General features: G+C 62.9%; 18 protein-coding genes. 5 read left to right on the top strand and 13 right to left on the bottom strand.

Annotated features, from left to right (window positions below):
- The first annotated feature begins 1 nt into the window (after position 1).
- Together K3165_RS05250 and K3165_RS05255 are read left to right on the top strand one after the other, a co-directional pair.
- Complete coding sequence (locus tag K3165_RS05250; RefSeq protein WP_247713890.1) at positions 2-871, top strand: DUF1499 domain-containing protein; 870 nt, start codon at positions 2-4, stop codon at positions 869-871.
- Between the two features lie 145 nt (positions 872-1016).
- Positions 1017-2819: a hypothetical protein gene (locus K3165_RS05255; protein WP_221547734.1), complete on the top strand. Its 1803-nt coding sequence runs from the start codon at positions 1017-1019 to the stop codon at positions 2817-2819.
- A 7-nt stretch (positions 2820-2826) separates the two neighbouring features.
- Here K3165_RS05255 and K3165_RS05260 read toward each other — a convergent pair whose 3' ends face one another.
- Together K3165_RS05260 and K3165_RS05265 are read right to left on the bottom strand one after the other, a co-directional pair.
- The gene (locus tag K3165_RS05260) at positions 2827-3279 is read right to left on the bottom strand and encodes a potassium channel family protein (protein WP_221547735.1); all 453 of its coding nucleotides are present in this window, start codon (positions 3277-3279) and stop codon (positions 2827-2829) included.
- A gap of 39 nt (positions 3280-3318) precedes the next feature.
- The gene (locus tag K3165_RS05265; protein ID WP_425594395.1) at positions 3319-4224 is read right to left on the bottom strand and encodes an ABC transporter permease; all 906 of its coding nucleotides are present in this window, start codon (positions 4222-4224) and stop codon (positions 3319-3321) included.
- A gap of 72 nt (positions 4225-4296) precedes the next feature.
- Between K3165_RS05265 and K3165_RS05270 the strand changes: the two genes are divergently transcribed.
- Both K3165_RS05270 and K3165_RS05275 read left to right on the top strand, forming a co-directional pair.
- Positions 4297-4974, top strand: coding sequence for a GcrA family cell cycle regulator (locus K3165_RS05270; RefSeq protein WP_221547736.1), 678 nt, complete (start codon positions 4297-4299; stop codon positions 4972-4974).
- A gap of 260 nt (positions 4975-5234) precedes the next feature.
- On the top strand, positions 5235-6416 hold the full coding sequence (locus K3165_RS05275; protein ID WP_221547737.1) for a GGDEF domain-containing protein: 1182 nt from the start codon (positions 5235-5237) through the stop codon (positions 6414-6416).
- A 3-nt stretch (positions 6417-6419) separates the two neighbouring features.
- Here the strand turns inward: K3165_RS05275 and K3165_RS05280 are convergent, their stop codons facing one another.
- From K3165_RS05280 to K3165_RS05310, 7 genes are all read right to left on the bottom strand, one after another.
- Complete coding sequence (locus tag K3165_RS05280; RefSeq protein ID WP_221547738.1) at positions 6420-7100, bottom strand: spermidine synthase family protein; 681 nt, start codon at positions 7098-7100, stop codon at positions 6420-6422.
- Between the two features lie 60 nt (positions 7101-7160).
- Positions 7161-8222, bottom strand: a complete 1062-nt coding sequence (locus K3165_RS05285; protein ID WP_221547739.1) for a class I SAM-dependent methyltransferase — start codon at positions 8220-8222, stop codon at positions 7161-7163.
- A 174-nt stretch (positions 8223-8396) separates the two neighbouring features.
- Positions 8397-10676, bottom strand: a complete 2280-nt coding sequence (gene pnp / locus K3165_RS05290) for a polyribonucleotide nucleotidyltransferase (protein WP_221547740.1) — start codon at positions 10674-10676, stop codon at positions 8397-8399.
- A 176-nt stretch (positions 10677-10852) separates the two neighbouring features.
- Positions 10853-11122, bottom strand: coding sequence for a 30S ribosomal protein S15 (gene rpsO, locus K3165_RS05295; RefSeq protein WP_221431800.1), 270 nt, complete (start codon positions 11120-11122; stop codon positions 10853-10855).
- A gap of 5 nt (positions 11123-11127) precedes the next feature.
- On the bottom strand, positions 11128-12048 hold the full coding sequence (gene truB / locus K3165_RS05300; protein WP_221547741.1) for a tRNA pseudouridine(55) synthase TruB: 921 nt from the start codon (positions 12046-12048) through the stop codon (positions 11128-11130).
- Positions 12045-12734: a site-2 protease family protein gene (locus K3165_RS05305; RefSeq protein WP_221547742.1), complete on the bottom strand. Its 690-nt coding sequence runs from the start codon at positions 12732-12734 to the stop codon at positions 12045-12047. Before K3165_RS05305 ends, truB begins: the two co-directional genes overlap by 4 nt.
- 39 nt (positions 12735-12773) lie before the next feature.
- Complete coding sequence (locus tag K3165_RS05310) at positions 12774-13352, bottom strand: thymidine kinase (RefSeq protein WP_221547743.1); 579 nt, start codon at positions 13350-13352, stop codon at positions 12774-12776.
- Between the two features lie 102 nt (positions 13353-13454).
- Here K3165_RS05310 and K3165_RS05315 point away from each other — a divergent pair, with 102 nt between their 5' ends.
- Positions 13455-15083: an AbgT family transporter gene (locus K3165_RS05315; protein ID WP_221547744.1), complete on the top strand. Its 1629-nt coding sequence runs from the start codon at positions 13455-13457 to the stop codon at positions 15081-15083.
- Between the two features lie 3 nt (positions 15084-15086).
- Here the strand turns inward: K3165_RS05315 and rbfA are convergent, their stop codons facing one another.
- From rbfA to infB, 4 genes are read right to left on the bottom strand one after another with little or no spacing between them, the layout of a single operon-like run.
- Entirely contained in the window at positions 15087-15485 is a 399-nt protein-coding gene (gene rbfA / locus K3165_RS05320) for a 30S ribosome-binding factor RbfA (protein ID WP_221547745.1), read from the bottom strand.
- Positions 15485-15898 carry a PaaI family thioesterase gene (locus K3165_RS05325; protein WP_247713891.1) on the bottom strand — a complete coding sequence of 138 codons (414 nt, stop codon included), beginning with the start codon at positions 15896-15898 and terminating at the stop codon, positions 15485-15487. The genes rbfA and K3165_RS05325 overlap by 1 nt, the downstream gene beginning before the upstream one ends.
- Entirely contained in the window at positions 15895-16326 is a 432-nt protein-coding gene (locus tag K3165_RS05330) for a PaaI family thioesterase (protein WP_221547746.1), read from the bottom strand. Before K3165_RS05330 ends, K3165_RS05325 begins: the two co-directional genes overlap by 4 nt.
- Before the next feature lie 14 nt (positions 16327-16340).
- Positions 16341-18857, bottom strand: a complete 2517-nt coding sequence (infB, locus tag K3165_RS05335) for a translation initiation factor IF-2 (RefSeq protein WP_221547747.1) — start codon at positions 18855-18857, stop codon at positions 16341-16343.
- Positions 18858-18862 lie beyond the last annotated feature (5 nt).

The following is an 18862-nucleotide window of genomic DNA, read 5'->3' on the forward strand; positions in this document are numbered from 1 at the left end:
GATGACCGATATGGACAACCAGCAGGAAACTCCTGCGGAAGCGGCTACTGCCGAAACTGAGAACAAACCTCTCGTCTGGCGCAAGAGCCTGCCCAAGTGGTCGCTCTGGGTGTCGCTCGCGGTACTCGCCTGGTTCGCCATCGCCGTGTTCGGCCCCAAGATCGGCCTCATCGGCTGGCGAACGGGCCTCGGCTTCATGATCATGCAGTCGGGCCTGATCCTGATCGGGATCGCAGCCGTATTCGCGCTGGTCGCACTGATCTTCGCTTTCCTCAAGACCCCGCGCGGACCGTGGTGGAAGGCGGCCCTAGCCCTCGCCATCCCGGTCATCCTGTTCCTTGGCCTGCTCACCATGCGCGCCCAGGCCGAGGCCGTTCCGCCGATCCATGACGTATCGACCGACCTGCGCGATCCCCCGACCTTCTCCGCCGAAACCATGGCGATCCGCGAGGAACTGGGCGCCAATCCGATCAACGATTACGGCATTCCGCTGGGGCAGCTCGAAATGTGGGCCGGTTCGGAGGATGCCGAACTGAAGGCCAAGAACCACGCCGACATCATCTCCGAAGAATATGAAGACCTGAAACCGGTCATCATCGGCGGCGCAACCGAGGACCAGGCGTTCGATGCCATCGTCGCCGCTATGGGAGAGATCGGCCTGCAGGATGTCCACCGCGTCGAGGGCTCGAACACGGTCGAGGGCGTCGCCGAGACCTTCGCATTCGGCTTCAAGGACGACGTGGTCGCAAGGGTAGAAGATGGTCAGATCGACCTGCGCTCCGTCAGCCGCGTCGGCGTATCCGACCTCGGCTATAATGCGGCCCGCTTGGAAGAACTCGCCGAAGCGATCGAAGACCGTCTCAACAAGTAAACCACCTCCTTGTCGAAGCGGGGAAAGTAATGCCCCGCTTCGATATGAGACCAGCGAGCAGATTGGTGCCGGCGAATACACGCTTGGCAAGGCCGCTTGAATATGGTGGTCTGCAACCTGATTGCTTGTGGGGAGGAACAGGGGTTTGACGGAAAGCCGGGTCTTTGAACCGCGTCTTGCCCTCCGGTTCGGGGTAACCGGACACCGCCCCCCTCGCCTCGACACCCGCCACGAAAGCCGCATTCGCGAGGAGATCTCCGGCCTCCTGCGCATTGCGGGCAATCGCCTGAAAGACTTGCAGCGCACCCACCCGGACTGTTTCAGCGATGACACCCCGACGGTGAAATTGCTCTCATCGCTCGCCGAGGGAGCCGATGTCATCGCCGCAGAAGCAGCGCTGGAAAGCGACGCGAGCCTGTCGGCGTGCCTGCCCTTCACTCCCGACGTCTATGCCAAGGATTTCAAGCCCGCCAATTGGGAACGCAGCGCCCGACTGATCGAGCGCGCGACCTCCACCATGGTGCTTGCCGATTACCCCAGCGGCTCGGAGGCAGCCTACGAAATGGCCGGGCAGATCGTCCTCAGCCAATGTGATATCCTCTTCGCCATATGGGATGGCGAGGCGGCCGGTGGTCGCGGGGGGACGACCCACGTTATCGCCGAGGCAGTCGCCCGGCACCAGCCGGTGATCCATATCGACGCCACCGGCGAGAAACCGCCGCAACTGCTCTGGAGCGGTCTGCACGCCGCCATCCCCGATCGCCCGACCATCGACGGCGTGGAACGTGCCAACGCCAGCGAGGCCCTGCCCGCGCTGGTCGAGGCGCTGTGTGCGCCGCCCAAGGAAGGCCAACGCGAGGCATTGCTGCATTTCCTGCACCCCCGTGTGAAGCGCCGCAGCCATGCCATCGCCTGGCCGCTGCTCCTGTGGGTGACCGGTGCCAAGAAGCTCTCCAAGCTGAGCCTGTCGTCACAACTGGCCGAAGATTCCGCCCAGCAGGCGAAGGGGCTGGTGAGGCCGTTTTCCGAGGTCGGCCATTTCGGCAAGTTCCTCAACACCGACCTGCTCGAACGCTATGCCCGCGCCGATGCCCAGGCGAGCCTTTTCGCGCTGCGCTTCAGGTCAAGCTTCGTCGTCAATTTCGCGCTGTCGGGCCTCGCGGTCCTGCTCGCTCTCTCGGGCCTGCTGTTCCCGGAATTCAAGAAGATCCTGATCACGGCGGAATTGCTCGTGATCCTCATCATTATCGTGAACACGAGACGGGCCTCGCGGATCGATTTCCACCGGCGCTGGATCGACCGAAGGCATCTTGCCGAGCGGCTGAGGCAATTGATGATCACCTCGATCCTCGGGCGGTTGGGGCTCCGCGAGGTCGAAAACGGGACCCACGAACCGGGTTGGGCAAGTTGGTATGCCCGCGCCAGCGCGCGTGAGCTGGGACTCGTGGGCGCCAAGATGGACGAAGCCTATCTCTCCCGCCTGCGGCAGACGATGCTCGACCTGATAGACGACCAAGCCGGGTATCACCGGGCCAACCAGCATGCGATGCACCGCGCCAACCACCGCTTGCACCTCATCGGCGATTGCTTCTTTGCCGGCACGATTGCGGCCTGCCTGACCTATCTCTTCGTATCCTTCACCATGGGCAAAGATGCAGGCCTGATGGGCTTCGGCATGGCCGAGATCGTGACCCTGCTCACCGCGCTGTTCCCCGCGCTCGCAGCCGCGCTTTACGGGATCAGGATGCAGGGCGATTTTGCCGCCACCAGCGAGCGGTCGGCGCTGATCGCGCGAATGCTGGAAGGCTTGAAGGTGGCGCTCGAGGCCGACCCGCTTCGCTACGACAGGCTGGTCGAACGCTCGCGCCGCCTCAGCGAGATCCTGCTGGTCGATGTCCAGCAGTGGCAGCTTCATTTCGAGACACGCCCGATGAGCCTGCCGGGCTAGTCCTGAGTCATTTCTTCTTCGGCGGTCGTCCAGCCTGCCCCTGCAGGTGCCAGAACTTCTCCATGTAGAGATAGGTCATCGATGCGGTCCAGCCGACCATCACGAGCCCGTTCAGTGCCTCGATCCCGCTAATGATGCGCAGGGCGCCCGTGGGATAAAGGTCGCCGATGCCGAGCGTGGTGTAGCTGGTGATCGAGAAGTAGAAGGCATCCTCCAGCGAATGCCCGCGTTCGCCGTCGATCGATCCGAAACCACCTACATCCTCAAGAAGGAGAAACGCTCCGGCATAAAGCATCACATGCGTTATGTGGGAAACGAGCGCGGCGACCAGCATCAGGATGATGCGCATGCGCGGCGGCACGTGCACATGCGTCAGACGCTGCGAGGTAAAGCGCAGGACCTCGTAATGGATTGCGATGGTCGCGGCGAGGAGGATCAGCGAGATGACAGCCGTCTGCATCGCGCAAGCATCGCAAGCGTCCCCGCGCGGGGCAAGTGCCTAGCTGCGAATCTTCCAGCCTGACGCGAGGATGCGGTAAACCACGAAGGCCAGCAGCAGGTTGAAAACGGCAAGTCCGACTGCGCTCTGGAAAAGTGCCGCATTGGTGTCGCCGATGTCGCTTTCGCCAAGGAAACCGAAGCGGAAGCCGCTGATCACGTAGAAGAACGGGTTCGCGCGGCTGATCGCCTGGAATGCGGGCGCGAGGTTGTCGATCACGTAGAATGTGCCCGACAGCAGGCTGAGCGGTGCGATCAGGAAATTGGAGACGGCAGCATTGTGGTCGAACTTTTCCGCCCAGATCGAAGCGAGCAGGCCCATCAGGGCGAGCATTGTCGCCCCCATCAGGCCGAACCAGGCCACCGCCCATGGATGAGCCATCGAAAGGTTCACGCCCGGATAGAAGAGCATGGCGAGTGCCACCGCGCCGCCCACGGCAATCGCGCGCGTGATCGCTGCGGCCACGATCCCGGTCATCAGTTCGCCGGTCGACAGCGGCGGCATCAGCAGGTCGATGATCGTCCCCTGGATCTTGCCGGCGAGGAGCGAGAAGCTGGAATTGGCGAAGGCATTTTGCATCATGCCCATCACGATCAGGCCCGGCGCGACGAAGGTGGCGAAGTTCACGCCCAGCACTTCGCGACCCTCGCGGCCCAGCGCGACGGTGAAGATTACCAGAAACAGCAGGGTCGTGACCGCCGGAGCCCAGATCGTCTGCGTCTGGACCTTGAGAAAACGGCGAACCTCCTTAATATAGAGGCTCCATAGTCCCACGCGGTTGATCCCGGTGATCACCGGCTCTCCGCGCTTCGGGAAACTGCCCATCCCCTTGCCCGTATTATCGGTAAAAGAGGCATCTTCGCCGTCAGGACCGGCGGCAGGAGCGGGTTTGACTTGATCGGCCATAGGCGTGCGCCTAGGGCCAAGCACTTCCTCTGGCAAGATGGCCGGTGGTGACACGAAGGATACGGAATTCGCATGAGCTGGACCGACGAACGGATCGCGACGCTGAAAAAGATGTGGGAAGGCGGCTCGACCGCCAGCCAGATCGCCGACGAACTGGGCGGCGTCAGCCGTAACGCAGTCATCGGCAAGGCACACAGGCTCGGCCTGAAATCGCGCCCATCGCCGGTGAAGGCCGCCGAAAAGAAGAAGGCTGCCCCCAAGCCCAAGCCGGCTCCCAAGCCCGCAGCCAAGAAGGCGGCACCTCGCCCCGCGCCCAAGCCCGCGCCTGCTCCGGCAGCAGTAGCGGCCAAGCCGGCACCGAAGGCCGATGCCGCCATTCCTTCGCAGCCGCTGCCCAACAAGACCGCCGACCTGCCCAAGATCGTTTCGATCGGACCGGGCGGCTTCCAGCGTCAGGGGCCCGGCGACCAGCAGGCACCGATCCCGCCGGCACCGCCGCGCCGCCTCGTACCGGCGAAGCCCAGCCCCGAGATCGCGGACAAGACCAGCCTGCTCGACCTGTCCGACAAGGTCTGCCGCTGGCCGATGGGCCACCCCGGCGAACCCGATTTCCATTTCTGCGGCGAAGCGGTGAACCCGGGTTTCCCCTATTGCGTCGAACATTGCGGCAGGGCCTATCAGGCACAGCTCCCCCGTGGTGCGCGCCGTCCCCCTCCGCCCCTGCCGTTCGGCGGTCCGCGCGTACGCTGACCTCACCGCAGGCACCGAAAAACCAGCGGCCCTCGGGAGACTTCCGGGGGCCTTTGTTTTTGCCCATCCGGAACGCACGTTTACTTTTCCCGAGCCAAGTCTTAACTCGCGCAACCACCTGAATTAGATCGATATTGGACGAAATCTTTTCCTGTTGGTTACCATTTCGGTTGACCAAGCTGTCATGCCTTGAGGCGATAAGAGAGGCTGCTGCCATGCCCTCAAGGCGAACAGCAAAGTAGAGAGAGCAAGAGACTGTCATGGACTTGGAGAGCGTCACCTTCGGCGCATTTTTGGGGATTGCAGGCGTCTTCGGTCTTACGGCCGCAGCGATCTACCCGCTCGTCCGCCGCAGCTACCTGCTCTGGGGCGTTGCACGGGCGATCTTCTTCACCTGCATGGTGATCGCACTCTTCCCGATCGAGCTCTCCAATGGCGAACCGGTCGCCGGCACCAACTTGTCGCTCGCGGAAGCTGCGCTTGCACTTGGCGCGGCGATGACCGGCCCGTTCCTTGCCAATTATGTCGAGCCGCACGTCCAGCTCGGGCGGGCACGGCGCCTGCTTTACTGGATGCTTCCCCTCGGCCTGTTCGCCGCCGCGGCGAGCGCAATCGGCCAGGAAGTGCCGCTCTACAACCAGCTGCATGACCTCGCCTTGCTGGCCTGTACCGTCTTGCTGGCCACCGGCCTCTATACAGCAATCAGGGCCGGAAGCAGGGCGGCACGCTTCCAGTTGATCGGCTGGGGGCCCCTGATCCTGATCGGCCTTGTGGCCTTCAGCTATGAACTGGTGACACAGGGCGACCTGCCATACTGGCCTTACCTGCTGCTGGCTGGCCTGGTGATCGATTTCGTGGTTTCGGCGACCGGTATCGTCGACGGCTTCGTCATCATCCAAAAGGAGCGCGATCGCGCGATGGCGGACATGAAGGCTGCAGAGCTCATGACCGTAACCGATCCCCTGACCGAAATCGCCAATCGCCGCGGGCTCGACCAGCATTTTGCAGACGCGGACCGGTCCCGCCTCTCGGGCCTTGCGCTGATCGACTGCGATCACTTCAAGCGGATCAATGACCAGTTCGGTCACGAGACCGGAGACAGGGTCCTTGTCGGCATCGCGCAGGGGCTGAAGATCGACAATACCTTTGTCGCGCGGCTGGGCGGCGAAGAGTTCGTCGTCCTGATCTACGGCGACGATTGGCAGGAACGTGCGGAACAGGCGCGCCGATGCATAACCCTGGCGGTGCGGGCCTATGTGCCGGACCTGCCCTATCCCGTCACCGCGAGCGCGGGTCTTACCTCGATCAGCGAGAGCGATACGCTGACGGGGGCAATGAAACGCGCGGACAAGGCGCTCTATGCTGCCAAGGAAAGCGGCCGCAATCGCAGCCTTTCGCTCACCGAGTTCCGCCCGCCGTCGGAGATCAGCGAAGTCGCCTGAAGCTCAGGGTTTCCGGGCAAACCAGATCGTGTGGCGCGGCCCCTTGTTGTTCGGTCGGGCGCGGACGGTACGCTCTTCGACATCGAAGCCCGCTTCCTTGAGGCGGATACGGAAGCGGTGATCTGGCGCGGCCGACCAGACGGCCAGCACGCCTCCCGAATTCAGGGCATCGCGCGCCTTGCCGAGTCCTGTGCGCGAATAGAGCCGTTCGTTGCCATCGCGCACGATGCCATCCGGCCCGTTATCGACGTCGAGCAGGATCGCATCCCACTTCGCGCAGGTGCCATCGTTCGCATCGTCGATCAGTGCCGCGACATCGCACAGCACCACTTTGCCGCGCGGATCGCTGAGCGTATCGCCGGTCAGGTGGGCTAGCGGCCCCTCCGCCCATTCGAGGATTTCGGGCACGACCTCGGCAACGACGATGTCGGCCTTTACCCCGCCCTTCTCCAGCGCCTTGCGGAAGGTGAAGCCCATCCCGTAGCCGCCGATCAGGACCCGCGGTGCGGATGTACGCAGCTCGGCCAGCGTCAGTTCGGCCAGCTGCTCCTCGCTGAATTGCATGCGCGTGCCCATCAACTCGTCGCGCCCGAGCATGATGATGAAATCGCGGCCGTGGCTGACCAGTGTCAGCGTGTCGCCTCCGGGTATTTCTGCAGTGGCAATTTCTTCGCGCGGGAGCATGGACGTTCCTAAATTACGGTTTCGGTAGCTCCGTTAGCCGTCCCTGCCCCCGCGCGATAGTCAGCCCGTTACTTCGAGTACCATGTTGGTCGGTGTTTCGGCGGACCGGCGCACATTGCCGAAGCCTGCTTCTTCGAGCACTTCGGTGAGCCGCTTCTGTCCTGCCTGCGCACCAAGTCCCAGGCCGACTGGCTGCGAAAGCGATGCGGGCGTGCAGACGGTGGTGGAGAAGGCGTAGAAGATCTGGCCGAGCGGATGCATGTTTTCCGCCATGGAATCTCCCGCCATCGGTTCGACCAACATCAGGGTCCCATCCTCCTTCAAGGCTTCGCGGATATGCCGCGCCGCGCCGACGGGATCGCCCATGTCGTGCAAGGCATCGAAGATGCAGGCGAAGTCGTATCCGTCGCCCTCGAAGTCCTGCGCCGTCGCCACGTGGAACTCGACATTAGACACTCCCGCGGCCTTCGCCTTCTGGCGGGCTTCCTCGATCGAGGGCTCATGGAAGTCGAAGCCGTGGATTGTCGAGTTCGGATAGGCCTTGGCCATCAGGACGGTCGATGACCCATGGCCACAGCCGATATCGGCGACTTTCGCGCCTTCCTTCAGCTTTGCCTCGACATCCTTGAGCGAGGGTATCCATTCGTCGACCAGGTGCGCCTGGTAGCCGGGGCGGAAGAATCGATCGGTGCCGCAGAACAGGCATTGCGAATGCTCCCCCCACGCCCTTCCCTGTCCGGATTTGAAAGTCTCGACCGATTTCTCGTGCTCTTCATATTGCGAAACGACTGCCTGGATGAAGCCCTGCATGCAGGCAGGCTGACCTTCCCGTCCCATGACGAGTGCCTGCTCGGGGGAAATCGAGAATGTCTCGTTCTCCGGATGGAAGGTTATGTAGCCGGCGGCGCTGACCGAACCGAGCCATTCATGAAGGTATTTCGGATTGTAGCCCGTTTTCGCGGACAATTGCTCGAGGCTCATGCGTCCCTCGCCGTCGAGTGCGTCGAACAGGCCTGCCTGGTCGCCGATATAGGCCATGAACAGGCTCAAAGCGCCTGCCACATCGCCGATTACCTTGCCGGCGTGCGCCTCTACTTTCGTCATGTCGATCTGCTGGATCATTTTCGCTCTCCATCACATGGATAAGCGACCCCGTGCGATCCGGGCGGGCCGGAGCGACTCGCTCTTGGGCGGCGAGCCTGCATGGCTCGACTTTCATAGCACATGCGCGACGCGCATGAAAAAGGGGCCGCAGGTAATCCCGCGGCCCCTCTTCATGTGTTTGGTCCGAAAGGCTTAGTCCTTCAGGAAGTCCGGCACGTGGGCTTCACCGCCCCCGTCCTTCTTGCCGCCACCGTCACGGTCACGACGCGGACCACGGCCACCACGGTCGCCGCCACGGCCACCGCGACGATCACCGCCGCCACGCGGGCCACGGTCACCGCGCGGTTCGCGCGGCGGACGGGTGTCTTCCAGCTCTTCGCCGGTTTCCTGGTCGACCACGCGCATCGACAGGCGGACCTTGCCGCGCTGGTCGATCTCGAGGACCTTGACCTTCACTTCCTGGCCTTCCGACACGACGTCGGTCGGCTTCTCGACGCGCTCGTTCTTCATTTCGCTGACGTGGACGAGACCGTCCTTGCCGCCCATGAAGTTCACGAATGCGCCGAAGTCGACGATGTTGACGACCTTGCCGGTGTAGATCTTGCCGACTTCCGCCTCTTCGACGATGCCTTCGATCCACTTCTTCGCGGCTTCGATTTCATCGGCGTTCGACGAGCTGATCTTGATCACGCCTTCGTCGTCGATGTCGACCTTGGCACCGGTTTCGGCGACGATCTCGCGGATCACCTTGCCGCCCGTACCGATCACGTCGCGGATCTTCGACTTGTCGATCTGCATGGTCTCGATACGCGGAGCGTGCTTCGAAACGCCCGTACGTGCCGAACCGAGAGCCTTGGCCATCTCGCCGAGGATGTGCTGGCGGCCGGCTTTCGCCTGTTCCAGCGCCTTGGCCATGATTTCCTGCGTAATGCCGGCAACCTTGATGTCCATCTGCATGGTGGTGATACCAGCTTCCGAACCCGCAACCTTGAAGTCCATGTCGCCGAGGTGATCTTCGTCACCCAGGATGTCCGACAGGACCGCGAAGTCGTCGCCTTCGAGGATCAGGCCCATGGCGATGCCGGAGACCGGACGTTCGATCGGAACGCCTGCGTCCATCATCGACAGACAGCCACCGCAAACGGTCGCCATCGAGCTCGAGCCGTTCGACTCGGTGATGTCCGACAGGACGCGGATCGTGTAGGGGAAGTCTTCGTGGTCGGGCAGCACGGGGTGCAGAGCGCGCCATGCGAGCTTGCCGTGACCCGTTTCGCGGCGACCGGTGAAGCCGAAGCGGCCAACTTCGCCGACCGAGTACGGCGGGAAGTTATAGTGCAGCATGAAGTGATTGTAAGATAGGCCTTCGAGACCGTCGATCATCTGCTCTGCATCCTTGGTGCCCAGCGTGGTGGTGCAGATCGCCTGCGTTTCACCGCGGGTGAACAGCGCCGAACCATGCGTACGCGGAAGCAGGCCGACCATGGCTTCGATCGGGCGAACCTGGTCGAGCTTGCGGCCGTCGATGCGGGTGCCGTCCTTGATGATGGCGCCGCGAACGATTTCCGCTTCGAGCTTCTTCACTGCCTTGTTGGCGACGAGCTGCGTCTGCGCTTCTTCGTCTGCGAAGGCTTCCTTGCCCTTGGCACGTGCTGCGTTGAGCGCGTCCGAGCGGGCCGACTTGTCGGTCAGCTTGTAGGCAGCGGCGATATCGTCGCCGATGATGCCGCGAAGCTTTTCCTTGATCGCCGAGGTGTCGTCCGAGGTATCCATTTCCCACGGATCCTTGGCAGCCTGCTCAGCCAGGTCGATGATCGCACCGATGACCTTGCGGCTTTCCTCATGCGCGAACATGACGGCGCCGAGCATTTCCTCTTCGGTCAGTTCCTTGGCTTCGGATTCGACCATCATCACCGCGTCCTGCGTTGCGGCGACGACGAGGTCGAGGCGACCTTCTTCGTCGAGCGCGTTGGCAAGGCTCGGGTTGAGTTCGTATTCGCCATTGCGGAAGCCGACGCGTGCGGCGCCGATCGGGCCCATGAAGGGCACGCCCGAGATGGTCAGTGCAGCCGAAGCGGCGATCATTGCAACGATATCGGGTTCGGTCTCGCCGTCAAACGAGAGAACCTGGCAGATGACGTTGATTTCGTTGTAGAAGCCTTCGGGGAAGAGCGGACGCACGGGGCGGTCGATCAGGCGCGAAGTCAGCGTTTCCTTCTCCGTGGCGCGGCCTTCGCGCTTGAAGAAGCCACCCGGGATACGGCCCGCGGCGGAGAATTTTTCCTGGTAGTGAACGGTCAGCGGGAAGAAGTCCTGTCCTTCCTTGACGCTCTTGGCGGCGGTCACGGCGCAGAGCACCACGGTTTCGCCATAGGTGGCCAGTACGGCGCCGTCAGCCTGACGGGCGATCTGACCGGTTTCGAGAGTGAGGGTTTTTCCGCCCCATTCAATCGATACGGTTTTCTTGTCGAACATGTATTTTCCTTATGAACCCGCACGGCCTCATTGCGGTGCGGGGCCTACAGTGCCGGGTGTACCGTCCCGGTCCGGTTCGGGGCATTCCATCTGCCCCCTTGAAACTCCCGCGCCGGATTGCGCGAGGTGCCAAATAGCAAGAGGGGCGACCTTTTGGCCGCCCCTCCGAGAAACTCTTACTTACGAAGACCCAGCTTCGCGATCAGGGCGTTGTAACGCTCGACATCTTTCTTCTTGAGATAGGCGAGCAGGTTACGGCGCTTATTGACCATCATGAGGAGACCACGGCGCGAGTGGTTGTCCTTGTGGTTGGCCTTGAAGTGATCGGTGAGGTTGCGAATACGCTCGGTCAGGATCGCGACCTGGACTTCCGGCGAACCGGTGTCGCCCTTGCCCTGTGCGTGATCCTTCATGATTTCAGCTTTACGCTCGGTGGTAACCGACATTCATTCTACTCCGCGACATCCGGTAGGTTGAAACCCCTGACGACCTTGGCCGTCCCACCTTCGAGTTCCATCACTGCCACCGGGGTATTTCCCAGCTTGGCCAGATGAAGCCCATCGGTTTGGGGCAGTTCCGACAGTACCCGGCCCTGGCGGACCGCCTGCGCGCTGTCGGGTTCGAGGTGAAGGACCGGGATGTCGTCCAGTCCGGCCTCTAGCGGCAGGAGAAGGTTTTCGATGGCCGCGCCCTTAGCGATTTCCTCGCACTTGTCCAGCGAAATCGCCTGATTTTCGAGGAAAGGGCCGGCCTTGATGCGCCTGAGATAGGTAACGTGCCCAAGGCTTCCAAGCGCGCGTGCGATATCCCGTGCAAGCGAACGGATGTATGTGCCCTTCGAGACATGGGCGACGAGGGTCACGCTACCTTCGTCTGCGCTCTCGATCTCGAGCGAGTGAATGGTCGTCGCGCGCAGCTTCATTTCGACCTGCTCGCCCGCCCGTGCACGGTCGTAGGCGCGCTTGCCGTCGATCTTGATGGCCGAATAGGCAGGTGGCGCCTGTTCGATTGCGCCGGTGAATTGCGGAAGGACAGCCTCGACCTGCTCTCTGGTGGGCAGGTGGTTCGACCGCTCGATCACCTCGCCCTCGGTATCGAGCGTATCGGTCTCCTCACCGAACTTGATCGTGAAGGCGTAGATCTTGCTCGCATCGAGCATGCGGCCTGCAAGCTTGGTCGCTTCCCCCAGCGCGATGGGCAGCACCCCCTCGGCCAGCGGATCGAGTGTGCCGCCATGGCCTACCTTGGTCTTCTTGTAGCCACCCTGCCTGAGCACGCGCTTCACCATGCCAACCGCCTGCGTCGAACCGAGCCCGCGCGGCTTGTCGAGCAGCAGCCAGCCGTGGGGTGCGGGTTTGCTTCGTTCGGTCATGCGATGAAGCGCGCGATGCTGTCAGCAAGCGAATAGAACACGCCGGAAAGCCACTGGACCGGCGGATAGACGGTCTTCTCGATCCAGCCTGCGTCGGGGAAGGCCCATGTCGCGGCGATCAGCACCAGGAACACCAGCATGCCCAATGCCTGAAGGCGTTGCCAATGCGCAGCCCAGCTCCGCGGCAGGAGCCCGCCTACGATATGCGAACCGTCGAACGGCGGGATCGGCAGCAGGTTGAACAGGGCGAGAAACGCGTTGATCACGATGAACATCGAAAACGCAGTCACCAGCCAATCCGGCATGGCGACTCCCCAAGTGATCGCCAGCCCTGCGACGATGCCGAAGCCGACCGCTCCCAAGAGCGAGAGAACGATATTCGTGCCCGGCCCGGCGGCGGCAACGGCCATCATCCCGAAGCGCGGATTGCGAAGCTCCTTGGCGATGACAGGTACCGGTTTGGCCCAGCCGAAGATCGGTCCTCCCAGCAAGGCCAAGGCACCGGGCACCAGCAGCGTACCGACAGGATCGACATGCTTGATGGGATTGAGCGACAGACGCCCCTTGTCGCGCGCCGTGGTGTCACCCAGCGCGAGCGCGGTCCAGCCATGCGCAACCTCGTGGAACACGATCGCCACAATCAGGCACGGCACGAGGATCAGGGCAAAGGTTAGCGTATCGAGCATCGCAGCTATGTAGGGACGGCTTGGGGCGTGCGCACCCCTCTAGCCTTCCAGCGCCTCGCAGAAATGCCTGCGACACATGGCGACATAGCGGTCGTTGCCGCCGATCTCGGTCTGGGCACCTTCGCTGACCGCCTTGCCATTGGCATCGACGCGCAGGTTCATCGTCGCCTTGCGACCGCAGTCGCACACGGCCTTCATCTCGACCAGCGCATCGGCAATCCCGAGCAGCGCGGCGGATCCCGGGAAAAGCTCGCCCTGGAAATCGGTCCTGAGGCCATAACAAAGGACGGGGATACCCGCCTTGTCCGCAAGGCGAGCCAGCTGCCAGACCTGCTCTTGCGTCAGGAACTGCGCTTCGTCCACCAGCACGCAGGCCAGTTCGCTATCTGCGTGTTCACGCAGCACATGCGCCTCGATATCCGTATCCTGCTCATAGCGATGCGCATCGCTGGCCAGGCCGATACGGCTCGAAATCGCCCCGAAGCCGGGCCGATCGTCCAGCGCCGCCGTCCAGAGCGACACCTTCATCCCGCGCTCGCCATAGTTGAACGCGGTCTGCAGGAGCGTCGAACTCTTCCCCGCATTCATGCTGGCATAGTAGAAATACAGCTTGGCCATGGGCAGGGCCTAGCCTGTGCTGCAGGGGCTGTTAAGGAGAGTGACAGACAGGATTGGGGATGACGCCCCAACAAAAGCAGTACGATTATACAGGGACGATCCATGGCAGAGGCAAACACGGCGCCCGGCGCGCAGACCGGCATTCTCGGTTGGGTAGAACGGACGGGTAACAAATTGCCCGATCCCGTCTTCATCTTCTTCTACCTGATCATCGCGCTGATGATCGTTTCGATCATCGCCGCAATGACCGGCGTTTCCGCACTTCATCCTACCGCTATCGACGAAAGCACCGGCGCGGCCCTGCGCATCGATGCCGTCAGCCTTCTCTCACCCGACAATATCCAGCGGCTCTGGGTCGAAATGCCCAAGACTTTCACCCACTTCCACCCGCTGGGATACGTGCTGGTCGTGATGCTGGGGGCCGGTATTGCGGAACGCTCCGGTTTCTTCGCGGCTGGCATGTCCAAGGCCGTGAAGAGCGCACCGACCGCCCTGCTTACCCCTGTGGTCGCGCTGGTCGCCATGATCGGCAACCATGCAGCCGACGCCGGATACGTGGTGCTCATCCCGCTCGCAGGCATCCTCTTCGCCGCTGCCGGGCGCCATCCGCTTGCCGGTATCGCGGCCGCCTTTGCCGGTGTGTCCGGCGGTTTCTCGGCCAATATCTCGCCCGGCCAGCTCGACGCCCTGCTCTTCGGCATTACCGAGGAAGCCGTTGGCGCCAGCGCGCTCGACCCGAGCTGGACCGCGAACATCGCGGGCAACTGGTACTTCATTGCCGCGATGACGTTCCTCTACCTGCCGATCATCTGGTACGTGACCGACAAGATCATCGAGCCTCGCCTCGGCGCATGGACGGGCGGTGCAACAGCCGGCGTCGAAGCCGGTGACACGCCTGCCGATCCGGCCGCGAACGACGAAGCGCTGGCCTCCAAGGGCCTGCGTCATGCAGGCCTTGCAGCTTTGTTCGTGGTCGGCCTGTGGACGCTGATGGTATTCGCCCCCGGCACTCCGCTGATCGACGAGGCTGCCTGCGATGCAGTGCCGGCTGCCGACTGCTCGATCCACGCGCAGCTACGCCCGCTATACCAGTCGCTGGTGGCGGGCTTCTTCCTGCTCTTCCTGCTGACCGGCTGGGCCTATGGCCGCGCGACCGGCACGATAAAGAACCACCGCGATCTCGTGAACATGATGGCCGAGAGCATGAAGGACATGGGCTATTACCTCGTCCTCGCCTTCGCTGCGGCGCATTTCGTGGCGATGTTCGGCTGGTCGAACCTCGGCCTCATCACCGCGGTCCATGGTGCCGCCGGTATCGAAAGCACCGGCCTGCCCCTGCCGCTGGTCCTCGGCCTGATGGTGATTTTCGCCGGCCTGCTGAACCTGTTCGTGGGTTCGGCGTCCGCAAAGTGGGCGTTGCTTGCCCCGATCCTCGTGCCGATGCTCATGCTGCTCGGCATCAGCCCGGAAGGTGCGACCGCCGCCTATCGCGTCGGTGACAGTGCGACGAACATCATCACACCGCTGATGGTCTATTTCCCGCTGATCCTGGTGTTCGCGCAACGCTGGGTGAAGGACTTCGGCCTCGGCAGCCTGACCGCGATGATGCTGCCCTATTCGGTATGGCTGCTCATTTCGGGCGTGCTGCTGATCGTGGGCTGGTTCTATCTCGGCATCCCGCTGGGGCCGGACGCACCGGTGGCCTACACCCTGCCGGGCGGTGCGGGCTAAGAGTTATTCTTCGTCCTCGAGGTCGCGTGCGACCTTGGGGTCGGAGAGCAGCTGTTCGATCCGGTCGGCCTCGTCGAAGCTTTCATCCGGCTGGAAGCTCAATTTGGGTGCAAACTTCAGCCCCAGACGCTTGGCGACTTCCTTCTGGAAGAAGGCAGTATTCGTCCGCAGGGCCTTGAGCACAGCCGCCTCGTCCTGACCCAGCAAGGGTTTCACATAGGCTTTCGCATTGCGAAGGTCGGGCGTCATCCGAACCTCGGTCACGGCGATATTGGACGCGCTGAGGACATCGTCATGCGCCTCGCCGCGGGCGAGCAATTCGGAGAGGATGTGCCGGACCCGCTCGCCCACCTTCAGGACGCGGACGGACTGCTGTTCGGGGGTGGACTGGTTGCGGGCCATCAGGTGTCTCCTGCCGGACGTGGTGTGGGAATGGCGGTGCTGGTCGAACGCGCGAGCAAATTGCCCTGTTCGTCGAACAATTCGCCTTCGAGGAAGATCACTCGCCGTCCGCGCCGGACCACGCGGCCTTTGCCGATCACCGGCCCGGCCATCACCGGCCGGAGAAGGGTCATGTTGATTTCCAGATTGAGCGGGGCCTCGACATGGTCGGTTGCCCAGACATGCGCCCAGCCCATGACCTCGTCGAGGAAGCCCGCAACCAATCCGCCCTGCACGCTGCCGCGCGGGGTAATGAAGCTGTCTGGCGCATGGAAGCGCAGGGTGATCTCCTCGCGCTCCTTGTCGAAGCTGTCGAATTTCACGCCCATCAGGTCGGCATGCGCTGCGCCCAGCGCGTGTTCCTTCGGATTCATTCGGCTTTCCCCGGAACAGGTGTCGGCAATGCCGTCGATGTGGCCCTCGCGAGCAGATTGCCCTCGCGGTCGAAGAGCTCGCCCTCGAGGAAAGCGACGCGCTTGCCCACCCGCACCACACGCCCCTTGGCGGTGATCGTGTCGAGCGAGACCATGCGCACGAACGTCAGCTTCATGTCGAGATTGAGTGGGAGACGAATACCTTCTTCGCCGAACCTCGTCTCGGTCACGGCAAGCAGCGCGCCGCCCATGACCTCGTCGAGGAAGCCTGCGATCAGACCGCCCTGCACCGCGCCGCGCGGAGATGCGAAGCTCGGCGGCGGCGTATAGCGCGTGGTGAGTTCGCCCCTTTCCTCATCGAAAGAGACGAACTCGGAACCCATCAGTTCGGCAGATGGCGAGCGCTGGCTTTCGTAGATCCTAGCCATTCACCCGAGCCCCATCACAGCGTGCGTTCACGCTCCTCGACCTCGAACACCTCGAGCTGGTCGCCCGGCTGGATGTCGTTGGTGTCGGCAAGGACCACACCGCATTCGAGACCGGCGCGGACTTCGTCCACGTCGTCCTTGAAGCGGCGCAGCGAGGCGATGGTCGTGGCCGAAACGATGACGTCTTCGCGCGTGAGACGTGCATGCAGCCCCTTGCGGATGACGCCTTCCTCGACCAGCAGGCCGGCGGCCTTGTCCTTCTTGCCCGAACGGAACACTTCCTTGACGGCGGCACGACCGACGACGTTCTCGATCCGCTCCGGACCCAGCTCGCCCGCCATTTCCTTCGCGATTTCCTCGGTCAGGTGGTAGATGACGTCGTAATACTTCATCTCCACGCCATCGCGCTTAACCAGCTCGCGTGCCTTCGCATTGGGACGCACGTTGAAGCCGATGATCGGCGCGTTCGAGGCCGAAGCCAGCGTCACGTCGCTCTCGGTGATCGCGCCAACGCCTGCGTGGAGCACGCGGACCTTGATCTCGTCGTTCGAGAGATTGTGGAGCGCGGTGGTGATCGCTTCGACCGAACCCTGCACGTCGGCCTTCACCAGTACGGGGAATTCGATCACGTTCGATGCGAGGTTGTTGAACATCGTGTCGAAGCTGGTCGGGGCAAGCGCGGTGCGCTTTTCGGTCGCCTTTTCCTGGCGATAGGCCGCGACTTCGCGCGCACGCTGTTCGTTTTCGACAACCGTCAGAACGTCGCCGGCGCTGGGCACACCGCCGAGGCCGAGGACCTCGACCGGCATCGACGGGCCGGCCTTCTTGATCTGCTTGCCCTGATCGTCGACGATCGCACGGACACGGCCGCTTTCGGTACCGACGACGAAGGTGTTGCCACGCTCCAGCGTACCGCGCGTGACGAGCACGGTGGCAACGGGGCCGCGACCCTTGTCGAGCTGTGCTTCGATGACAGTCGCCTCGGCCATGCGGTCGGGGTTCGCCTTGAGTTCGAGCAGTTCGGCCTGAAGCGCGATCTTCTCGAGCAGTTCGTCGAGACCGGTCTTGGCCTTGGCCGAGATTTCGACATCCTGCACGTCACCCGACATCGATTCCACGATGACTTCGTGTTCGAGCAGGCGGGTCCGTACGTTGTCCGGGTTCGCTTCCGGCTTGTCCATCTTGTTGATGGCGACAATCATCGGAACGCCCGCGGCCTTGGTGTGATTGATGGCCTCGATGGTCTGCGGCATGATGCCGTCATCGGCCGCGACCACCAGCACCACGATATCGGTGATATTGGCACCGCGCTGGCGCATCTGGGTGAAGGCAGCGTGGCCCGGCGTGTCGAGGAAGGTGATCTCGTCACCACCCTTGGTCTTCACCTGATAGCTGCCGATATGCTGCGTGATGCCGCCAGCTTCGCCCTTGGTGACATTTGCACCGCGGAGCGCGTCGAGCAGCGAGGTCTTGCCGTGGTCGACATGGCCCATGATCGTAACGACCGGCGGACGCGGCTTGAGGGTTTCTTCCGGATCGACATCCTTTTCATTGGTGATGTCGACGTCGGCCTCGGAGACCTTCTGGATGTTGTGACCGAACTGTTCGACGAGCAGTTCCGCAGTATCCTGGTCGATGGTCTGGTTGACGGTGACCATCATGTCGAGGTTGAAGAGCTCCTTCACGAGGTCGGCGCCCTTCTCGCCCATGCGCTTGGCGAGTTCGCCAACCGTGATGGCTTCAGGCACGACCACGTCGCGGACCTGCTTTTCGCGCGGCTTGTTGGAGCCACCACCCTGCAGGCGGCGCTCCTTCTCGCGCGCACGCTTGAGCGCTGCGAGGCTGCGTGCACGGCGGCCTTCGTCCTCGTTGAGAGCCTTCTTGACCGAAAGCTTGCCCGAACGGCGCTTGTCCGGCTTTTCCGCACTGCGCTCGGGCTTGTCGTCCTTCTTCTTGCGTTCAGGCTTCTTGATTTCCGGACGCTTGACCGGCGTGAATTTGCGCGCGGCAGGCGTCGGAGTGCCCTTTTCGGCCGGAGCCTCCTCTGCGGGAGCCTCCTCGACCGTTTCGGCCTTCTTCGGCTTCTTGGCTTCTTCCTTGGCCTTCTTGGCAGCTTCGGCTTCGGCCTTCTTGTTCTCTTCCGCGCGCTTCTTCTCGTCCGCGGCAGCCTTCTTGGCGTTTTCCTCGTCGCGCTTGCGCGCTTCTTCGGCCAGCCTCAGGCGCTCTTCCTCGGCCTCGCGCTGGAGACGCGCGACACGCTCCTGCGGAGTTTCCGCATCGGCAGCAGGCTTCTTGGGCGCAGGCTTCTTGGCTGCGGGCGCAGGTGCGGGAGCCGGAGCAGCCTTGGGCTCGGGCGCAGGCGGCGGGGGAGGCGGCGGCGCCTCGCCCGGCTTCACGAGCTTGCGGCGGCGCTTCACCTCGACCTCGACCTTGTTGGTGCGGCCGTGGCTGAAGGTCTGCTTGACCTCACCCGACTGCGCGCCTTTCAGGGAAAGCGGTTTGCGGGCAGGTTTCTTGTCGTCGTCGCTCATTCTAG

It is taken from the genome of Qipengyuania xiamenensis (genome assembly GCF_019711495.1).
GTDB classification, from domain to species: Bacteria; Pseudomonadota; Alphaproteobacteria; order Sphingomonadales; family Sphingomonadaceae; genus Qipengyuania; species Qipengyuania xiamenensis.

What these genes read in the sequence shown, in the direction of transcription:
- truB (WP_221547741.1), bottom strand. Translation starts at nt 12,048, where the DNA reads ATGACCGAACGAAGCAAACCCGCACCCCACGGCTGGCTGCTGCTCGAC.
- pnp (WP_221547740.1), bottom strand. Translation starts at nt 10,676, where the DNA reads ATGTTCGACAAGAAAACCGTATCGATTGAATGGGGCGGAAAAACCCTC.
- K3165_RS05250 (WP_247713890.1), top strand. Translation starts at nt 2, where the DNA reads ATGACCGATATGGACAACCAGCAGGAAACTCCTGCGGAAGCGGCTACT.
- K3165_RS05310 (WP_221547743.1), bottom strand. Translation starts at nt 13,352, where the DNA reads ATGGCCAAGCTGTATTTCTACTATGCCAGCATGAATGCGGGGAAGAGT.
- K3165_RS05285 (WP_221547739.1), bottom strand. Translation starts at nt 8,222, where the DNA reads ATGATCCAGCAGATCGACATGACGAAAGTAGAGGCGCACGCCGGCAAG.
- K3165_RS05280 (WP_221547738.1), bottom strand. Translation starts at nt 7,100, where the DNA reads ATGCTCCCGCGCGAAGAAATTGCCACTGCAGAAATACCCGGAGGCGAC.
- K3165_RS05315 (WP_221547744.1), top strand. Translation starts at nt 13,455, where the DNA reads ATGGCAGAGGCAAACACGGCGCCCGGCGCGCAGACCGGCATTCTCGGT.
- K3165_RS05325 (WP_247713891.1), bottom strand. Translation starts at nt 15,898, where the DNA reads ATGAATCCGAAGGAACACGCGCTGGGCGCAGCGCATGCCGACCTGATG.
- rbfA (WP_221547745.1), bottom strand. Translation starts at nt 15,485, where the DNA reads ATGGCCCGCAACCAGTCCACCCCCGAACAGCAGTCCGTCCGCGTCCTG.
- infB (WP_221547747.1), bottom strand. Translation starts at nt 18,857, where the DNA reads ATGAGCGACGACGACAAGAAACCTGCCCGCAAACCGCTTTCCCTGAAA.
- K3165_RS05275 (WP_221547737.1), top strand. Translation starts at nt 5,235, where the DNA reads ATGGACTTGGAGAGCGTCACCTTCGGCGCATTTTTGGGGATTGCAGGC.
- K3165_RS05260 (WP_221547735.1), bottom strand. Translation starts at nt 3,279, where the DNA reads ATGCAGACGGCTGTCATCTCGCTGATCCTCCTCGCCGCGACCATCGCA.
- K3165_RS05270 (WP_221547736.1), top strand. Translation starts at nt 4,297, where the DNA reads ATGAGCTGGACCGACGAACGGATCGCGACGCTGAAAAAGATGTGGGAA.
- K3165_RS05330 (WP_221547746.1), bottom strand. Translation starts at nt 16,326, where the DNA reads ATGGCTAGGATCTACGAAAGCCAGCGCTCGCCATCTGCCGAACTGATG.
- K3165_RS05305 (WP_221547742.1), bottom strand. Translation starts at nt 12,734, where the DNA reads ATGCTCGATACGCTAACCTTTGCCCTGATCCTCGTGCCGTGCCTGATT.
- rpsO (WP_221431800.1), bottom strand. Translation starts at nt 11,122, where the DNA reads ATGTCGGTTACCACCGAGCGTAAAGCTGAAATCATGAAGGATCACGCA.
- K3165_RS05265 (WP_425594395.1), bottom strand. Translation starts at nt 4,224, where the DNA reads ATGGCCGATCAAGTCAAACCCGCTCCTGCCGCCGGTCCTGACGGCGAA.